Source organism: Providencia heimbachae ATCC 35613 (genome assembly GCF_001655055.1).
In the GTDB taxonomy this organism is placed as follows: domain Bacteria; phylum Pseudomonadota; class Gammaproteobacteria; order Enterobacterales; family Enterobacteriaceae; genus Providencia; species Providencia heimbachae.
The window spans coordinates 1-19,131 of record NZ_LXEW01000026.1; the positions used below are offsets into that span (position 1 = coordinate 1).

The window sequence follows — 19,131 nt, forward strand, 5'->3', positions numbered from 1 at the left end:
CGGATACATATTCTTTTCTGTATTTACCCGGTGTTATTTTCAGCTTTCGTTTAAAAGCTCGCGTTAATTCTTGTTGACTATCAAAGCCATACCTAAAAGCTATATCGATAATTTTATCATCAGTATCCTTTAAATCTGATGATACCTTTAACAATCGTCTAATTAATAGGTATTGGCCTAGGCTAACACCCACAATACTTTTGAATATGCGCTGAAAATGCCATTTTGAATAACCCGCCTTATCTGATATTTGCTCAATCGTTAACGATTTATCTGTATTGTTATCAATCCAGCTTAAGATATCTTCAACAATATTTTTTCTTAAAATGTAATTATCCACGACCATTCCTCATTTATCTTAAATTAATTAAATTAGATAAGTGCATTAAAAACCTTGAAGTAGATACAAGGTCAATAAATCATTACATATTTTTTATGCATTTATTAATAATAAAATTTAATCCATTAAAATATTGACCTTACAACCACTATAACCTTTACCCTTGAAAAGATTTTATTAAGCATCCTGATAATCAATTATATCAAGCAAGGTTTACTATGAAAATAAAATATGGTGTCTATGTAACGCTTTTGGCAATCATCACGATGAGCGGAATGTCTACAGCTCAAGAAAACAAACAAGACAGTGAAGCTGAAAGTGCAAGTATCATGAATCTCCCAAAAGTGCCCGTCGCTGAGGTGATTCAAAAAAACATTACCCCTTCGGCTGAATTTACAGGCTATTTAGCATCACCTAAAACAGTTGATTTACGTTCCCGTGTCGGGGGACGAATAAACACAATTAATCTGCCTGAAGGCCAATTGATTAAAAAAGGGGATTTATTATTCCAGATTGATCCTTTACCTTTTCAAATTGCGTTAAATGAAGCGGAAGGCCAATTAAGTCAAGCCAATGCGCTAGCACTTCAAGCAAATCGCCATTTTGATAGAGTAAAAAACCTCGTCGATAAGGGTGCTGTTTCCCGTAAAGATTATGATGATGCATTATCTTTACGCGCCGCAAATAATGCACAAGTGAAATCCGCAAAAGCCGCCGTTGAAAACGCTAAATTGAATTTATCCTATACCCAAGTTAAAGCCCCAATCGCCGGTCGTGTTGATAGAGCTTTAATAACAGAAGGTAATCTTGTTACTGGCGGCGATACCAATTCGGCGACTCGCTTAACTACAATAGTTTCAGTTGACCCAATATACGCATACTTTGATATCGATGAAGCGACTTTCCATAAGCTTTCAAGTCTAAATGTAAATGCAAAAAGTACACAAAATACCCCATTACCCTCTGTGAGCATTCGTTTACCTCATGAAAAAGATGCGACTCATTCAGGCACACTCAATTTTATAAGTAATCAAATTGATCGTACAACGGGTACAGTCAAAGTCAGAGCTGTACTTAAAAATGAAGATGCCAAGCTTACGCCAGGTTCCTTTATTCGTGCTCAACTTCCTATTGGGAATAATCAGCCCGCCATTTTAATTGACGAACAAGCTATTGGTTCTAACCAAGGTCAAAGCTATGTACTGGTGCTTGATAAAAATAATAAAGCAGAATATCGGCAAATAGAGTTAGGTGCGATGGTCGATAACCTAAGAGTAATAAGTAATGGCTTATCTAAGGGTGAGAAAATTATTATTAAAGGGCTTGTAAGACCCGGTATGGAAGTGATGCCTAATGAAATTCCGATGCAGCCATCTTTAATGAAAAATACCGAAACTCAGCAAAATAGTCAGGATTCATCGAATAATCTGGAGGAAATCAAATAATGAAATTTCCCCATTTTTTTATTCGGCGTCCTATCTTTGCCGTAGTTTTATCCGTATTTATATTAATTGCGGGTATTCTTAGTTTCTTTAAATTACCGCTCAGTGAATATCCCTCCGTTACGCCACCAACGGTTCAAGTTATTGCAAGTTATCCGGGAGCAACACCTAAAGTTATCGCAGATACTGTCGCATCGCCTATTGAGCAAGCCATTAATGGTGTAGAAGGGATGCTCTATATGAGCTCTCAGATGTCCACTGATGGAAAAATGGTGTTAACCATTTCATTTAAACAAGGCGTCGACCCGGATATTGCACAAATTCAAGTGCAAAATTTAGTTTCAAGGGTGATCCCGCGTTTACCTCAAGAAGTGCAACAAATTGGTGTGACAACAGAAAAAACATCGCCAGATGTGCTTATGGTTGTTCACATGTATTCCCCGAATAATGTCTACGACCCGCTTTATGTGTCTAACTATGCCATGCTAAATGTACGGGATGAAATAGCCAGGCTTCCTGGTGTCGCAAGTGCCGTCGTTTGGGGGGAAGGCGAATATGCGATGCGAGCTTGGATAGATCCAACTAAAGTCGCATCACTCGGCCTAACCGCGAATGATATTGTTGCTGCCATTCGTGAGCAAAATATTCAAGTCGCAACGGGTTCGATTGGTCAGCAACCGGATACCACATCATCATTCCAAATCAGCGTAAATGCACTGGGAAGGCTAACCACCGAGGAACAATTTGGCAATATTATTATCAAGTCTGGCGAAAATGGCCAAATTGCCTATTTAAAAGATGTCGCTCGCATGGAACTTGGCGCTGATAATTATTCGTTGCGCAGCCTTCTCAATGGCCAAAATGCAGTGGGTTTACAGATTGTTATGAGCCCCGGCGCGAACGCTTTAGATGTTTCCAGTTCTGTCCACTCAACAATGGAACGCTTAAAATCGAATTTTATTGATGGCATCGATTATAAAATCGCTTATGACCCTACTGTTTTCGTCAGTGCGTCGCTAAAATCAGTCGCCATTACATTGCTTGAAGCAACAATTTTAGTGGTTTTTGTTGTCGTTTTATTTTTACAAAGCTGGCGAGCCTCTATTATCCCGCTGGTTGCCGTCCCGGTATCATTAATCGGCACATTCGCTTTCATGTATTTATTTGGCTTTTCTCTTAATACGTTATCTCTATTTGGTTTAGTTATTTCTATCGGGATCGTCGTTGATGATGCCATTGTCGTGGTCGAGAATGTCGAGCGGCATATTGCCGAAGGTTTAGCCCCTAGAGAGGCTGCATTTAAAGCCATGGATGAAGTCACCGGACCGATATTGGCAATTACATCGGTACTCGCTGCGGTCTTTATTCCTACCGCATTCTTATCGGGGCTGCAAGGTGAGTTTTATCGACAATTTTCATTGACCATTGTTATTTCAACAATTATTTCCGCGATTAACTCTTTAACTTTATCGCCAGCACTCTGCGCAATTTTATTAAAATCGCATCAAAAAAATATAAAACCAGATTGGCTAACACGAATTATCAATGCCATATTTGGTCGATTTTTTTCTAAGTTCAATCTGTTCTTTAGCAAATTATCCGACAAATATGTCAAAATCGTTCGCCGATGCATTCGAGGTAGCTTGATTATATTCCTGCTATATCTTGGATTTGTTGGATTAACCGCCCTCGGCTTCAAAGTGGTACCAAATGGCTTTGTACCCGCCCAAGATAAATACTATTTAATCGGTGTTGCACAACTGCCTTCAGGCGCTTCGTTAGAAAGAACAGAAACGGTTGTAAAAGAAATGTCACGCCTTGCACTGATGGAACCCGGCGTTGAAAGCGTGGTTGCATTCCCGGGGTTATCGGTAAATGGCCCCGTCAATTTACCTAATTCAGCATTAATGTTTGCTATGCTAAAACCCTTTGATGAGCGTACCGATCCTTCGCTTTCAGCCAATGCAATCGCCGATAAATTAATGGCTAAATTCAGCCAAATCCCTGATGGATTCGTTGGTATTTTCCCACCACCTCCGGTTCCCGGTTTAGGTTCTATGGGCGGGTTTAAAGTTCAAATCGAAGATAAAGCGGATCTTGGTTTTGATGCTTTAGCTAAGGTACAAGAACAAATTTTAATCAAAGCAATGCAAGCGCCTGAACTGGTTGGGATGATGGCAAGTTTTCAAACGAACTCGCCACAAATTGATGTGGATATAGACCGAGAAAAAGCTAAATCACAGGGTGTTACATTAACTGATATTTTTGATGCACTGCAAATCAATCTTGGTTCATTCTATGTGAATGATTTTAACCAATTTGGTCGCACCTATCGCGTCATTGTTCAAGCTGATGCGCCATTTAGGATGGATCCAAAGGATATTGAGTTACTCAAAGTTCGCAATAAAAATGGCGATATGATCCCACTCGGTGCATTAGTCAAAATCACACGTACCACAGGCCCTGATCGTGTTATCCATTATAATGGTTACCCTTCTGTCGATATTACCGGAAATGCGGCACCCGGATTTACATCCGGACAAGCCACTGACGCACTTGAAAAAATCCTTTTAGAAACCTTACCGGAAGGTATGGCCTATGAGTGGACAGATTTGACCTACCAAGAACAGCTGGCAGGGAACTCTGCTTTATATATTTTCCCGCTCGCGGTGCTTTTTGCCTTCTTGATCCTTGCTGCCCAGTATAACAGTTGGTCACTGCCATTCTCGGTTCTACTCATTGCTCCGATGGCATTGCTTTCTGCTATTGCCGGCGTATGGCTTTTTAATGGCGATAATAATATCTTTACGCAAATCGCCTTTATTGTCCTTGTTGGCCTTGCCGCCAAAAATGCCATATTGATTGTCGAATTTGCGATAGCCCAAGAAAAACAAGGTGCTGACCCCATCACCGCGGTATTAGAGGCTGCACACCTACGATTACGCCCTATATTAATGACCTCTTTCGCCTTTATTGCAGGTGTTATCCCACTGGTTCTCGCGAGTGGAGCAGGCTCAGAAATGCGACAAGCCATGGGTATCGCCGTCTTCTTCGGTATGTTAGGTGTGACCTTCTTTGGTTTATTACTCACTCCGGTTTTCTATATGATCGTGCGTAAAATGAGGGTCAGAAAATCTGCATAAAATAATTTAACCATCTAAAAAACAAGTATTCACTAGGTGATGCCAGCCTAGTGAATACCTTTTCACATCCAAACTTTATTTGATAAAGCGCATACCGACTCTCGTAAAAACTCAACCAATTGATTAATAATAAATAATCAATTTATTCATCCTCCATCTGCTATCAACAACACACCAAGATATCTACGCTATTTTATCTTTATCTAAAAAAATAAATAAAAAAGCTTGACCTTACCCTTAAGGGAAAGCCTAAGCTTTATCCAGCACTTTAATTTAAGGGTAAATATTATGAATACAAATGTGTCTCCATCTTCAACAAATCGAATAAGTTTGCCAGTTGAAGGCATGACCTGTGCATCCTGTGTTGGCCGTGTTGAGCGAGCATTGAATGCCGTTCCCGGTATCAATACAGCAACCGTTAATCTCGCCACTGAGCGAGCCGATATTACGTTCGATGGTACGCCAGACCCACAAGCAGCAGTTCGCGCAATCGAAAACTCTGGCTACAGTGTGCGTGAAGAAATCACCGAACTCGCCATTGAAGAAATGACGTGTGCATCGTGTGTCGGTCGTGTTGAAAAAGCGCTCGCGCAAATCCCTGGGGTACTTGAAGCGAATGTAAACCTAGCAACTGAACGCGCTCGGATACGCCATCTTGCTGGTGCGGTAACCGTGGAAGATTTAGAAGCTGCGGTTGTCCAAGCGGGTTATAAACCACGCCGTTTATCTGGTGACACTGCATCGAGCAATGACTTAGCCGATGAGCGTAAAGATAACGAAGAGCGCTCACTACGTCGTGCCTTATTCACCGCCGCTATTTTTACTCTACCTGTTTTCATTATTGAAATGGGCTCACACTTTATTCCCGGTGTACATAATTGGGTATCGAATACATTAGGTCAGCAGCTAAATTGGTATATTCAATTTATTTTAGCCACCATTGTACTATTTGGCCCCGGGATACGCTTTTTCCGTAAAGGGATCCCCGCATTATTACGCGGCGCCCCAGATATGAACTCATTAGTTGCCGTTGGTACTATTGCAGCATACGGCTATTCGGTGGTTGCTACTTTTATTCCGCAAGTTCTTCCGGTAGGTACCGCGAACGTCTATTTTGAAGCCGCGGTGGTCATCGTCACGTTAATCTTACTTGGTCGTACGCTAGAAGCTCGTGCGAAAGGGAAAACATCCCAAGCGATTAAACGCCTCGTTGGGCTACAAGCCAAAACCGCCCGCGTTGAACGCAATGGGGAAACCATTGAAATTCCACTAGACCAAGTCACCACGGATGACATTGTTTTTGTTCGTCCTGGTGAAAAAATTCCCGTGGATGGTGAAGTGATTGAAGGTTCATCGTATGTTGATGAAAGCATGATAACTGGCGAACCTATTCCAGTATCAAAAGAAACAGGTTCTGACGTTGTCGGTGGCACAATCAACAAAACCGGCGCATTTAGTTTCCGTGTCACTAAAATTGGCTCTAATACTGTATTGGCACAAATCATTCGCTTAGTTGAAGAAGCACAAGGCTCTAAATTACCCATTCAAGCCTTGGTGGATAAAGTGACCATGTGGTTTGTTCCAGCCGTTATGACTGGCGCGGTGATCACCTTCTTTATTTGGTTAATTTTCGGTCCAGCCCCTGCACTAACATTTGCTTTAATTAATGCCGTCGCCGTACTGATTATTGCCTGCCCATGTGCTATGGGACTGGCAACACCAACCTCAATCATGGTTGGAACAGGTCGCGCAGCAGAGCTCGGAATTCTTTTCCGTAAAGGTGAAGCACTACAGGCATTACGCGATGTCACCGTGGTTGCACTTGATAAAACCGGAACTTTAACCAAAGGTCGCCCAGAATTAACTGACCTCGTTCCTGCCGAGGGATTCGAGTACGATGAGGTTTTAAGCCTTGTTGCTGCTATCGAAACCCGTTCGGAGCACCCGATCGCTGAAGCGATTGTTGAAGCTGCAAAAGAAAAAGGGATCGTTTTTGCTCCGATTGAAAACTTTGAAGCTATCCCTGGTTTTGGTGTGTCAGCTCAAGTAGGTGGACGTTCAGTTTCTGTCGGTGCTGATCGCTTTATGAAGCAACTCGGTCTTGATGTCACCAACTTCCAACAAGCCGCTCAACGTCTTGGGGAACAAGGAAAAAGCCCTCTCTATGCCGCTATTGACGGGCGTTTAGCCGCAATAATTGCCGTTGCTGACCCCATTAAAGAGACAACACCAGAAGCGATTAAAGCCTTACATGCGTTAGGCCTTAGAGTTGCCATGATCACGGGAGATAATGCAGCCACTGCCGCCGCTATTGCGAAACAACTCGGTATTGATGAAGTTGCCGCAGAAGTTCTGCCTGATGGCAAAGTTGCAGCACTAAAACAATTCCGTAGTAACGGCAGTAAAGTCGCTTTTGTCGGTGACGGTATCAACGATGCCCCTGCACTTGCTGAAGCAGATGTTGGCTTGGCGATTGGAACAGGAACCGACGTTGCGATTGAAGCTGCTGACGTAGTGTTAATGTCCGGAGATTTACGTGGTGTCGTCAATGCAATTGCATTGAGTCAGGCAACTATCCGTAATATCAAACAAAACCTATTCTGGGCATTCGCATACAATGCCTTACTGATCCCGGTGGCGGCAGGCTTACTGTACCCAATAAATGGGACGCTGCTCTCACCAATGTTAGCCGCCGCAGCGATGGCACTTTCCAGTGTGTTTGTACTGGGTAATGCCTTGCGCCTCAAACGCTTTCAAGCACCCATGAAAAACTAATGCCTTAATTTATTTCATCTAATAGCCAGACGACTTCGTCTGGCTCATCTCAATAAATTAAAGGAAAAAATGATGGAAAATAAATTATCTCAAAATGTAATTATCTACACCACACCCACTTGTCCTGATTGCCGCCAATTAAAAGAATGGCTAACAAAAATGTACATTCCTTTTGAAGAACGCGATCTCACCGACCCACACATTATGGCAGAAGCAAAAGCAAGAACTGGCGTAAGAGTTGCCCCGATTACCCTGATTGGAGATAAAGTATTTTATGGTACCTTCATCTCACAAAAGCCAGATTTAATTGTTGCTCTCGGCTTATAAAGGCAGAGCAAAAACACTTTTATTAGAAAAGTATATTAGTTTTCTGAATAGGAGAAAAAGATGAATATCGGTCAAGCTGCCAAACTCTCAGGTATTTCAGCAAAAATGATCCGTTATTATGAGCAAACGGGATTGATCCCTAAAGCAAGACGTTCTGATGCAGGATACCGTCATTACAGTTCATCAGATGTGGAAAGCTTTCATCTTATACGACGTGCTCGTGATTTAGGTTTTTCGACTGAACAAATTTCAGCATTACTGATTTTATGGCGAAATAGTCACCGTACCAGCGCGGATGTAAAGCTTATGGCATTGACTCATCTCTCTGAATTGAAAGAAAAAATCACTGAACTTCAAGATATGGCTCATACTCTAGAGCAGCTAACTCAAAACTGCCACGGTAATGACCAACCTGATTGCCCTATTATCACAAGTCTCATTGAGCCAACGGGTAAAATGGATAAAAAAGGGACTAAGCTATCCCAATTTAACCGTTATAAACCTGTATCAACCGTTAAGTGTGCTTGTTCCTAATATTTTAAACTCACGCAATAAATCGTAATTTAAAGGTAATTTTAGCCTGCCAAACTAAAAGCTATTGACCTTACCCTAATGGCAAGCTGTACATTAATTATTAATCAATCACTAGGGGCTGTTGATCTTTGAGGGTCAATTTTTATTCGAATTAAAGACCCTTTCTTTAAGGTCAAAGTAGGCGAGGCGAGAGGTTCGCCGCTTAGTGAACTAAGCAAGAGCCTCTCAACGTAGAATAAAATGAGTGAAACGTTCTTTAATCGAACCCGAAGGGCCGCTTTTGATGTCTATTTTTAGTTGAAATAGTGATTATTGTTAATAATCAAGATAAATCTCGATTTGGTTGATTGTTTATCACTCTTTTTATACTGTAAAAATAAGCAGCAAAGGTCAACAGCCCCTAATCATCAGGAGATAATAATGATTACATTAACCATACCGAATATGACCTGTGGCGGTTGCGCTAAATCAGTCACTAAAGCATTATTAAATGTCGATGCTCAAGCACAAATTGAAACAGACCCGACAACCAGAAAAGTTCAAGTTAAAAGTAATATTGAAGAAAGCACCCTTCGCACCGCATTAAGCGCGGCAGGATACCCAGCAGATCCAGCTTAATTTTTAAATTATTTTCGATACAGCGAAAATATTCTTATTATATTTTCGCTGTATCTATTTTTGAAAAAATAAATTGGATATATTAAATATTATTACTTTATTTAATCTAAATTAACTTCCATATTCAAATTTTTTTATATAATGGTGCTATCATCTTAGCCATTATATTTTTATATCGATAAAAAATAGCCGCACTAACCATAATAAAATATAAAACAGGCTCAGGGGTCATTGTTTTCATCGATAAGATATAGTGAAGAATAACAAGCAACATAGTTGGATACAGTAAAGTATGGATCCTTTTCCACCAATGGCCTAACCGAATACGGACCCCATTAAATGAGCTAATTGCCATTAAAAATAAGCTTAGCCAACAAATTGCCCCGATCACTAAATATACACGAGAAAAAACCTCTGAGAAAAATAGTGATAAATTATCCCAGCCAATTTCAAGAAACAAATAACTGCATAAGTGTAATAGTGCCCAAAAAAAACACCATAACCCTAACAACTTCCGTGTCTGAAATAGAATGTTTAAGCGTAAGAAATATGCCAACATCGGGATCAGGCTGATAACTAAAAGTAACCTGAGTGCCGTTATCCCAGTAAAATGCTGAATATCCTTGGCTGGATCCGCACCTAAAAGTTGGTTATTAATCGCAAAAATCAACCAAAGCAAAGGACACAGTGCAGCAAAATGCAACATTGTTTTAAGACTGAATATTGCTACCCGACCTTCCCTGTTCATTAAAAAAATCTCCGCAAATCCATGCCCTTATATAAATCGGCAACTTGCTCACCGTAACCATTAAATAGCAACGTAGGCTGTCGACTAACTTGCCCAAAACCGCCAGAACCAATAAAACGCTCTGTGGCTTGTGACCAACGAGGATGACTGACTTGCGGATTTACATTTGCAAAGAAACCATATTCACTTGGCGCAGAAAGGTTCCATGTTGTCGGGGGGATAGACTCCATTAAACGGATCTTCACAATCGACTTAATTCCCTTAAAACCATATTTCCACGGAACAACAAGGCGGATGGGGGCGCCATTTTGATTCGGTAATGATTTTCCATACACCCCTGTTGCTAATAGCGTCAGTGGATTCATCGCTTCATCTATGCGTAAGCCTTCAACGTATGGATATGGCAACCCTCCCCCAATAAAGCGACTCTTTTGGCCTGGCATTTCCTCAGGTGCATAGCGGGTTTCAAAAGCAACATATTTTGCTTTACTCGTGGGTTCGACTAATGAAAGTAACTTCGCTAATGGGAAGCCAACCCATGGGATAGCCATCGACCATGCCTCAACACAACGCATACGATAAATACGCTCTTCCAGTGCAAATTTGTTTTGAATATCATCTAAATTTAACGTCATTGGACGGTTAACTTCTCCATCAATGGTCACGGTCCATTCATCTGTTTTCATCGTATGAGCATATTCTGCCGGATCCGATTTATTCAAACCAAATTCATAAAAATTGTTGTATCCCGTCACTTTATCTTCTGGCGTTAATGTGAGTTGAGATTGATATTCTTCAGGTTGAATAAATATCAGTGTCTTTCTTTCAATCTGTGGAATAGCGGGTTTTTCATCACCACTAAACCATGAAAATAAATCTGCCTTTACGGCTGAGGATATTGCAACACCCGAAACACCAAGTCCTAATAACTTGAGTAGCTTTCTTCGCTTCATAAAAAATACAGATTCGGGGGTAACGTCAGATGAATTTATTTTCTCAGACTTTTTCATTATTCTCTCCATTACTTAACATCAAATAAGCAACTCATCAAAGCAGCATGAATTAAATGAGAGAAAGATTTCACCTTAAGCCGAATGTTAAAATGACTCTTTCTTTTCGATAATTTCATTTATACCCAAATCAAAAGCAAAAGAGCTGACAAGAAGATGACAAATTTGTCATCTTGATTTTTACTGTGCTGGAAAAGTCAATGTGACAGTACTGTGCCCTTTATCATGCTCAAATATCACTGAACCGTCATGTAACGCCATAATCGCTTTGACTATCGATAATCCTAAACCACTCCCATCAGAGGTTCGTGCATTATCGCCTCGCCAAAAACGCGTAAATATCTCATCACTTTGCAGTAAAATTTCTCCCTGATTTAATATACGGATAGATACGTTACCATCATGCAGGGATATCTGAGTCATCACCTCTGTATTGGGATTAGAATATTTGATGGCATTAGAAATCACGTTCATTAAAACACGAACTAACAACACACGATCTGCACTAAGCGTTAATGCTGAAGGTTCACACTTTAACCTAATTTGTTTTTCATCTGCATACGAATCGAATAACTCATACACCTCATTAACCGTATCAAAGACCGACAACGTTTCTCGTTTTATATCGATGTTTTTATTTTCAGCACGAGCAATAAATAGAATACTTTGAATAATCTTTGCTAATTTATCTAATTCCTCAATATTACTGACAATCATTCCTTCGTATTCAGCAATACTTCGTGAACGCTGTAAAACCACTTCATTTTGGACTCGGATCGCATTAATTGGCGTTCTTAGCTCATGTGCTAAATCATCAGCTAACTGCGTTAATTTAATAAAATCATTTTTCAATCTCGAACGCATAATATTCAACGACTCACCCAGATTTTTTAGTTCATTAGGCAGCTGTTCAATATCAATTTGATGACTTAAAGCTTGAAGGTCGGTTTTAACTGTAATTTGACTCAGAAACCGAATGTCCTGTAACCCTTTTTTAATTAACCAAAGGCTTAGCAAGCCCATCAATAAAATAGACAGCAGTGAAATAAATAAACTTTTCGCTAAATATTTCGCTAAAACGCTATTGCGATCAACCGATACTTTTGCCAATACAACCTGAAGTTTGCCAATAGGTGAATTGGTTTCAAAACTCACTGCGGATACAGGAATACCTGATGAGGTTAGCCAATGAGATATGCTGTTAACACTTAAAGAATCAATGGCAACCTGTTTTAGGTTCTCAGAAATTAAAATATCAGAATTTGTGGCAACAATAGTTTTGTTTTCAGCATTTTTTATTTGGATAATATCTTGTCGCATATCCATCATTCGCTGAAAATACATAGGTAATGTTTTGATATCAATACCACTAGCAATTAATTTAGCCAGTTGATCTGCACGATTAACCAACAAATTATCATCACGTTCTATTAGCTCATTTTCTAATGAATGATAAAGCACCCAAGTGACGAGACCAGCATTCACGACCATGAGTGAAATAAAAGAAAGGATCAGCTTAAATCGTAGTGATTTTTTTTTCATTTATTTGGCCTATTGAAACGATATCCCATGCCTCTGATCGTTTCTATCAACTTGTCTTCATATCCCACATCAATTTTCTTTCTTAACCGGCGAATTGCCACATCAATAATATTGGTATCACTTTCAAAATCAATTCCCCACACTTCACTCGCAATTAAGGTTCTCGGCAAAATTTCATCCGTGTGTAATGCGAAAAAAAGAAGTAATGAATACTCTTGACGGGTCAAAATAATTTGTTTCCCACCACGCTCAACATCATGACGCGTTAAATCTATTTTTAAATCTGCAATTTCAATACAGGTTGTTGATGGTTGATTTACTTTAAATTGATTTTTGACTCGGGCTAATAATTCTGAAAAAGAAAATGGCTTAACTAAATAATCATTCGCCCCTAATTCAAGCCCTTTAACGCGGTCATCAACGGCATCACGAGCAGTAAGACAAATAACAGGCACTGACTTAGATGTGCGCAGTACTTTTAAAATATCCCAGCCGTTCATACCCGGTAACATGATATCTAAAATCACCAATTGATAATCATTTTCTAATGCAAAATAGAGTCCATCTCTTCCATCAGAAGCCGTATCAACACTGAAACCCGCCTCTTCTAATCCTTTTTTTACCCAACTCTGGGTTTTATCATGATCTTCAATCAATAAAATGTTCATGCTGCCTCCCTCTGCTTTGATAAGTAATTTAACTGAATATGCAAATTGATACCAATTACTTATGTTAAATATCCTAAGATAAAGAAAAGAACATAAGAGAGAGAGTTTAATTAAGTTATTTAAATAATAATATGAACATTATACCTACCCCATCACTTAATCTCGGTTAGATTTGGTATAAGTTAGTCGCGCCAAAACGCAAGGTGAGCCTTAAAAATACAGGTCTTTAGATAGATAAAAAAGCCATCGGTTGACATCTTGATGCTCTTATTGTGCGAAGGCCGGACTCGCACATAACACTTAACCTCATGATCTAAATTAAAATATAAAAGTATAAATTTATTTATACCAACGCATGTACCAACAGATGAAATTCTTACTTTTTCTGATGGTTATCTAATACCAGTAATCGTGATGCTGGTGGAACAGCAGAAGCTTATAAGTTATCAGAAATTAGTGCCTGTGTAACATCAATATCTTCTCTCCTTCTCGAATACGAATAAAGGTTAACCAGACCTTTATTCGTAGCTAGTTCAGAAAAATAAAAGGAGACAGTAACTAATATAATTTTTCTTGCGAAGAGGATATGGGTAGTAGTCGACAAAAGTTAACCACTACATGAGAGTTCTTTTAAAACTACGACACTTCCGCTTTTTTCACGGAACAAACTACTATGAGCGACCAAAGGCGAAAAGCGGCTATTAATAAAAATCCACCCCATTCAGTAATCAAAAGCCAGGAGAATATTTCACAGGAGACATAGCACCTTTCTTCCTCAGATCATCCGGAATTTTTTTACCTAGATAACGCTGTAATATATCAGGAGATGCTACTCTTCCGCGAAACCCAAAACGGGATCTTTGAGTAGATTCAAACTCATCATCTGCATCCCATGAAGACATCTCAGGGAAATTCTCACGGGTAGATTTGAGCCACTCATCAGCCACATATACCCCCCTTACGATTCCTCTAACTGTAGCCAGTATAACTTCAGCCTTACGGGCACGCTCAACACTGACACGCCAGCTAAAACGTACGGCATCATAGAGGTCTACATCCTTTGAACTTCTGTTCACAGATATCATGAGGACTTTATGTTGGAACACGACTGTTTCAGGTTGGTACGTTGCGATTAACTCTTTGATGTGTGCAGCACCATATTCATTGCTGCCAGCACCGTTCACGATGTTAGTTAAACCGGGATAGGCGTCTATAAGTGCGGCTTCAACCTCATAAGCTGTCTTTTCATCAGCCATACCGTGTCGATGGATTACATGGATAACCTCAAGACCAGCCAATCTTATCTCTCGCAGTTGCTTGAGTTTGTTGCTAAGTAATTCATCATCGTCAGCAGCGGCGACCTCACCACGCATATGAGCAAATACACGATTCCCTTTCCCTTTCCCCACGTAGAAGGTACTTCCATCCCGTGGATCAATTAGACGGTATACATACCAGCCAAGATGTTCTATCACTCCCGATGGAAACTCATTGATATCCATGTCATAACTCCTGTCACTTGATTCATGATGCATAAGCAAAACATAATAATGCCGATTAACAATTAATAGTACCCATTAATTTCCCTATGATTGATATAGCGAAAAAAAAGCAAAGTCTATTTCTCATGACACAACGCGGTCTGTCAGATTAAATTTATTTTTGCGTTACAATTATGTCAGATCAAATCTGAGCTAATACACATATTAGTTTTCACTACCAAAAATTAACTGGATAGTATTGATACTATCCAGTCAGACTATCAACTTAATATAAGAAGCTGATTGTAGTGATCTCCGTTTAGGATAGAATGAATACAACTATAATTATTTTCTCCCTGCCACTGACATCTTCGCCAATTCTGGATTATTAGCCTGAAAGATCGATAGCGGTAATTCAACCTTATGACCATTCTGATCTTCCACAGCTTTGACTACTTCAAACTCAGCGATATCCTCACAAGGGATTTCCAATCCAGTAAATGTAGCACGAGTCGCGCTAGAATCACCAAAGGGTTCAACCTCCAGTATCGTATCCCCTAAAACTTTTCCTTGCCCATCTTTCATTCGTAAGGTCAGTTCAAGCCCCCCAAATTCAGCATGATCTAATCCCATATGGCTACCACCATTATCGAGGGTAAATGAGTAACCGCAGTAGCCTTGATTAATGAAATTTGAGCTTGTATGAGTAATACTGGCATAACGTTCATCCTCTGCAAATGCGAATGGATTCCATACCAATATACTTAGAGTAAATAGAACACTTATCTTTTTCATAATGACTGCCTTAATTAAAAAAATAAGGGCACGTAATTGTGCCCAAAATAGGTAATTATTTTTTCTCTTTCTGCTTGATTTTCAAGTACTCTTCTTCGGTAAGATGACCATATGTTGTCATTCTTTCATAGCGTTCCATGTCAGTTTTAACGCCGCCTTGACTCCGGTCTTTTTCTTTCCAACGTGGACGTTTTTTGCCTGATAATTCTTTTTGTTGGTTCCAATAACCAATCGGGTAGCGTTTGACGATCGTACCGTTGACGCCAATATCAACTGACGAATATTGCCCGTTACTAATGTATCCTTTTTGGACATATGCATTGGGGCTACAAGTGCCCGTATCGCGTTGTTGCCAGTTTCCATCTGTTCTTGCCACGATATAAAAATCACCAAATGCGCAGCCCGAAGCGGATTTATGATTCAGTACAGCAACATAGTGCTTGGTTGAGCCCACAATCTTACAAGTACTATTTTGGCTTCCACATACTTGCCATAACGTTTTACCACCATCCCCTTTATATTCCCAAATGGTATCTTTGGGCGGTTGACTGGCAGCGTAGGCTTGTGACGTAATAAAACACAATGACGCTAAAGCGGTTACAACTAAATATTTTTTCATTTTAAATTCCTTTAAACATAAATAGAGACGTCAACATTGACGCAAAATGAACACCGTCTAATGGGTGCTTAGTTTTCCCTGATATGGCGTATTCGGTGGTTATCTGGTGAATTGTGAATAAGGCATCCACAATAAAAATTGCTGACCATTCTTAATGTTATGGCTGGCTGGGTAGTCGCACTGAAACCCAGTGACGAATTCGTCTATGAAGATAAAAGGCGATACCGCTGGCAATGAGTAACTCAATCAGCAATATCGTTGTAGCTGCACCTTCACTAAAACCGAATAGCCAATCGGATGTCATGACAACCAGTATGCTTGAGAGGCCTAACCCGATAATGATAGAAGTGATGATGGCAACTAATCTCGGGTTGAAACGGATTTTATAATCAATCCCCTTAAAGGCACTCAAAACCCATAAACCCAATTGAGCCAAGAGTTGCGGGATAACCAAAGCCAAGAGATATAAAACGAAGTAGGTCAATGTGATCCCATACGGGTTCATGATGAGGGCAATAAGCTGGAAATGTGTTAGCAATACGCCAGTGATCCAAAGGCATAACAAAATACTAATAACGATAGCTATTCGTTCTAAACCCAGTTGTAAGTGTGAAACGGTTTTCATATTTTCAGGCTTCCTTATGTGATGATGAATTCACGGCGTAATGGTTATTTTGGATAGACATGACCCATTCGTGGCCACAATCACGACACATCCAGCCTGAGCCCCATGCAATGATGTCTTGCTCAGAAGAACAGTGAGGGCAATGTGTTGGATGCGTTGAGTATGCTGCTGGTATGTTTAATAAAGTCATGATGAACTCTTTTCGTTATATGATGGAAAAGGGGTAAGTAATTGCGATATCAATCGAAAATGAGGTAATGCCGCGATAAAACTGTTCTGTTGTGATAACTGAATAACGTCATTTCGTGGGGTAAACGTGGTATTAAGCGGTTGAACTTGTTGAATATCGTCTAGCAAAAATACATGAATTTGTTGGTGATATTCCGCCAGCAAGTACCATTGCCCTTCACGGTAAATCAGTTGGTATGGGTAAAGCGGGTTAAAGCGACGTTCAAGTGTCAACAGATTGATTGCATGTCGCCCGATGATGGCATACACCAATTGATAGAAATGGTCGGCATGTAAAGCGGAAATCTTATGCGCGTGATGCCAAATCAAACAAGGGGCATGGGGCTGCTGCGTTAACAGTAAATTTAACAAGCGACTGTCTAACCCCGGAAAAAGTCGGGTCATCCCGATTTGTTTCACAAAGGTAAGAATATCTTTATCGCGAAAGGCGTTCAGTGTATTCATCGGTAGACGATAAGTACCTTGCCGACCTTCCACACCGAGATAGGCAAGGCGTTCACGTAAATCCCGCTGTAACGTACGCTCTGAAACATTGAATTCTTTGGTTAAATCAATGAGCACGAGATTTTCTCCCGCCATTAAGCGAGCAATCAGCGCAGAGAGTCGCACTGCCATGCGGTCATATTTTCGGTTGGTTTGAAACATAACGTATTGCTCTCAATAATAGACGTTAAGAAATTACAGGAGTGAAGGAGTTTAACTTAGGGGAGTGACAGGTTATGTCTGTTAGGAAAAATTCTCATTTAGCTGTTTAATGATAAATAGCTCATGCTAATAAATTGATAAATAAGGTTATGATGTTTATTTAGACAATGAGAAAAACGGAGTACGACGACACAACCTGTCGGAGCGGGATAATTAGTTAGGCTGGCGGGGAGCGAGTTGGTTAAATAATGTCTCTGCCATTACCCATAGTGCTTTATTGAGTTTGATATCACCATCGATGCCATTCACTGCTCGAGTGCGGGAACGTTTACCTTTTGCCGTTCTGCCTGATAATCCACCTTTAATCAGATTTTCTTGTAAACGTTGGTACACTGTCCAGAGGTCTTCTTTCTTATCCTCAAAACGTCGAGGCTGTAGAATTTGCTCTCGCGTGACCGGTTGGAACTCTCCGCCAAAGCGGTAGGTCAACGCTGCTTCAGCAAAGGCTTGCTGGGCTGGTGGGAGTAATAATAACGACTGCATACTTTCGCGTTTTTCTGCCACTTGCTCAAAGGTATCTAATACCTCATACGCCCCTTCAATGACTTTACTCACCACATCTCCTTTGTGAGGGACCCGCACTTCCCCCAATACATCGCCATAAATCAGCCCATTCGCACAGACTTGACGAAATAATCCCGGCAGCATTTGATAGCTACTCGAACCATCATGGCTATTGAGTAAGATGATTTCAGGGACTTGGCTCCCCGTGATTTGGTCATGACGGCGTAATCGAAGCAGATGCTTAGTGTGCTCTCGACGGCGGATATCCCGAACGCGAGTTTGACATGCAAAAAAGGGCTGGAAGCCTTCTCGTTGCAGGCTTTCTAACAGCGAGGCGGTCGAGATGTAAGTGTATTTTTCACTGCGTGAAGCGTGTTTTTCTTCGGAGAAAATACTGGGTACAGTGCGAAATAATTCTTCAATAGTGAGTGGGCGGTCACGACGAATACTGTTAGCTGTGCCAAAGCGAGATGCTAATAAACTCATGATAAGACTCCGGATTAATCAATAAAATGGAAAATGGCAGCAGACTCGGCATGCTGTAAGGCATACTCACGCAACTGATAAAAGCGGTCGCACATTACTTCGCTTTCGGTTTTAAACGACCAAATGCTGTACAGAATAAGACACACGGCAATCCCGGCAGCTTGTTGGCTCATCACCGCTTCGTTGCCGTTGTGGGGATTGAACAGCGTTAGAGTCTCATCTGAGATATCCGGGTAGATAAATGTACCGCCATTACTGAGCGTACCGTACTCCCAATAGCCCCCATGATAATCATCGCAAAACTGTCCCATCGTCGTGAATATTACCACTTCAAAGGTGGTCCAGCCTTTCACTCTACCAAAGTGGTTGAGCCAAAAATCAAGGCGTTGTTCATCAGGAACGAGTGTCATTGTGATAGTGCATTCGGTTGAATTATTCATAAGTTGAGTCTCCAATAAAAAGAAATAAAAAAGCGCCAATCCCATAAAGGACTGGCGCTGATTGTGATAAATAATGGGTT

General features: G+C 40.5%; 19 protein-coding genes. 6 read left to right on the forward strand and 13 right to left on the reverse strand.

Annotated elements, in window-relative coordinates:
- Positions 1 to 340, reverse strand: a 340-nt coding sequence (locus M998_RS08555) for a helix-turn-helix domain-containing protein (protein WP_068908442.1), incomplete at its 3' end; no start/stop codon positions are given.
- Between the two features lie 218 nt (positions 341 to 558).
- Here M998_RS08555 and M998_RS08560 point away from each other — a divergent pair.
- The 6 genes from M998_RS08560 to M998_RS08585 all read left to right on the forward strand — a co-directional run bounded on the left by M998_RS08560 (position 559) and on the right by M998_RS08585 (position 9,179).
- Complete coding sequence (locus M998_RS08560; protein WP_068908443.1) at positions 559 to 1,785, forward strand: efflux RND transporter periplasmic adaptor subunit; 1,227 nt, start codon at positions 559 to 561, stop codon at positions 1,783 to 1,785.
- Entirely contained in the window at positions 1,785 to 4,925 is a 3,141-nt protein-coding gene (locus M998_RS08565) for an efflux RND transporter permease subunit (protein WP_068908445.1), read from the forward strand. Before M998_RS08560 ends, M998_RS08565 begins: the two co-directional genes overlap by 1 nt.
- Positions 4,926 to 5,213: 288 nt before the next feature.
- Positions 5,214 to 7,700, forward strand: coding sequence for a heavy metal translocating P-type ATPase (locus tag M998_RS08570; RefSeq protein WP_068908447.1), 2,487 nt, complete (start codon positions 5,214 to 5,216; stop codon positions 7,698 to 7,700).
- Between the two features lie 69 nt (positions 7,701 to 7,769).
- Positions 7,770 to 8,027 carry a glutaredoxin family protein gene (locus M998_RS08575; protein ID WP_232007521.1) on the forward strand — a complete coding sequence of 86 codons (258 nt, stop codon included), beginning with the start codon at positions 7,770 to 7,772 and terminating at the stop codon, positions 8,025 to 8,027.
- Between the two features lie 60 nt (positions 8,028 to 8,087).
- A complete protein-coding gene (gene cueR / locus M998_RS08580) occupies positions 8,088 to 8,561 on the forward strand; it encodes a Cu(I)-responsive transcriptional regulator (RefSeq protein ID WP_068908451.1) in 474 nt (157 codons plus the stop codon).
- A 420-nt stretch (positions 8,562 to 8,981) separates the two neighbouring features.
- Positions 8,982 to 9,179, forward strand: a complete 198-nt coding sequence (locus M998_RS08585) for a heavy-metal-associated domain-containing protein (RefSeq protein WP_068908452.1) — start codon at positions 8,982 to 8,984, stop codon at positions 9,177 to 9,179.
- Positions 9,180 to 9,303: 124 nt separating this feature from the next.
- On the opposite strand, the gene msrQ is transcribed toward M998_RS08585, so the two are convergent.
- The 12 genes from msrQ to M998_RS08645 all read right to left on the reverse strand — a co-directional run bounded on the left by msrQ (position 9,304) and on the right by M998_RS08645 (position 19,051).
- Positions 9,304 to 9,927: a protein-methionine-sulfoxide reductase heme-binding subunit MsrQ gene (gene msrQ / locus M998_RS08590; protein WP_068908454.1), complete on the reverse strand. Its 624-nt coding sequence runs from the start codon at positions 9,925 to 9,927 to the stop codon at positions 9,304 to 9,306.
- Positions 9,927 to 10,937: a protein-methionine-sulfoxide reductase catalytic subunit MsrP gene (gene msrP / locus M998_RS08595; protein ID WP_068908456.1), complete on the reverse strand. Its 1,011-nt coding sequence runs from the start codon at positions 10,935 to 10,937 to the stop codon at positions 9,927 to 9,929. Before msrP ends, msrQ begins: the two co-directional genes overlap by 1 nt.
- A 180-nt stretch (positions 10,938 to 11,117) precedes the next feature.
- Positions 11,118 to 12,479, reverse strand: a complete 1,362-nt coding sequence (locus M998_RS08600; RefSeq protein WP_068908457.1) for a heavy metal sensor histidine kinase — start codon at positions 12,477 to 12,479, stop codon at positions 11,118 to 11,120.
- The gene (locus tag M998_RS08605; RefSeq protein WP_068440032.1) at positions 12,476 to 13,147 is read right to left on the reverse strand and encodes a heavy metal response regulator transcription factor; all 672 of its coding nucleotides are present in this window, start codon (positions 13,145 to 13,147) and stop codon (positions 12,476 to 12,478) included. The genes M998_RS08600 and M998_RS08605 overlap by 4 nt, the downstream gene beginning before the upstream one ends.
- Before the next feature lie 728 nt (positions 13,148 to 13,875).
- Positions 13,876 to 14,649 (reverse strand): LEM-3-like GIY-YIG domain-containing protein, encoded by a 774-nt coding sequence (locus tag M998_RS08610; RefSeq protein ID WP_068908459.1) that lies wholly within the window; start codon positions 14,647 to 14,649, stop codon positions 13,876 to 13,878.
- A gap of 324 nt (positions 14,650 to 14,973) precedes the next feature.
- On the reverse strand, positions 14,974 to 15,423 hold the full coding sequence (locus M998_RS08615) for an IrmA family protein (protein ID WP_068908461.1): 450 nt from the start codon (positions 15,421 to 15,423) through the stop codon (positions 14,974 to 14,976).
- Between the two features lie 55 nt (positions 15,424 to 15,478).
- Positions 15,479 to 16,042, reverse strand: coding sequence for a hypothetical protein (locus M998_RS08620; protein ID WP_068908463.1), 564 nt, complete (start codon positions 16,040 to 16,042; stop codon positions 15,479 to 15,481).
- A 157-nt stretch (positions 16,043 to 16,199) separates the two neighbouring features.
- A complete protein-coding gene (locus M998_RS08625) occupies positions 16,200 to 16,667 on the reverse strand; it encodes a hypothetical protein (protein ID WP_068908465.1) in 468 nt (155 codons plus the stop codon).
- A gap of 4 nt (positions 16,668 to 16,671) precedes the next feature.
- Positions 16,672 to 16,857 carry a hypothetical protein gene (locus M998_RS08630; protein WP_068908467.1) on the reverse strand — a complete coding sequence of 62 codons (186 nt, stop codon included), beginning with the start codon at positions 16,855 to 16,857 and terminating at the stop codon, positions 16,672 to 16,674.
- Entirely contained in the window at positions 16,854 to 17,561 is a 708-nt protein-coding gene (locus M998_RS08635; protein ID WP_068908468.1) for a helix-turn-helix transcriptional regulator, read from the reverse strand. Before M998_RS08635 ends, M998_RS08630 begins: the two co-directional genes overlap by 4 nt.
- Positions 17,562 to 17,774: 213 nt before the next feature.
- Complete coding sequence (locus M998_RS08640; protein ID WP_068908470.1) at positions 17,775 to 18,611, reverse strand: DUF932 domain-containing protein; 837 nt, start codon at positions 18,609 to 18,611, stop codon at positions 17,775 to 17,777.
- A 14-nt stretch (positions 18,612 to 18,625) separates the two neighbouring features.
- Positions 18,626 to 19,051, reverse strand: a complete 426-nt coding sequence (locus tag M998_RS08645) for an antirestriction protein (protein WP_068908472.1) — start codon at positions 19,049 to 19,051, stop codon at positions 18,626 to 18,628.
- Between the last annotated feature and the right edge of the window lie 80 nt (positions 19,052 to 19,131).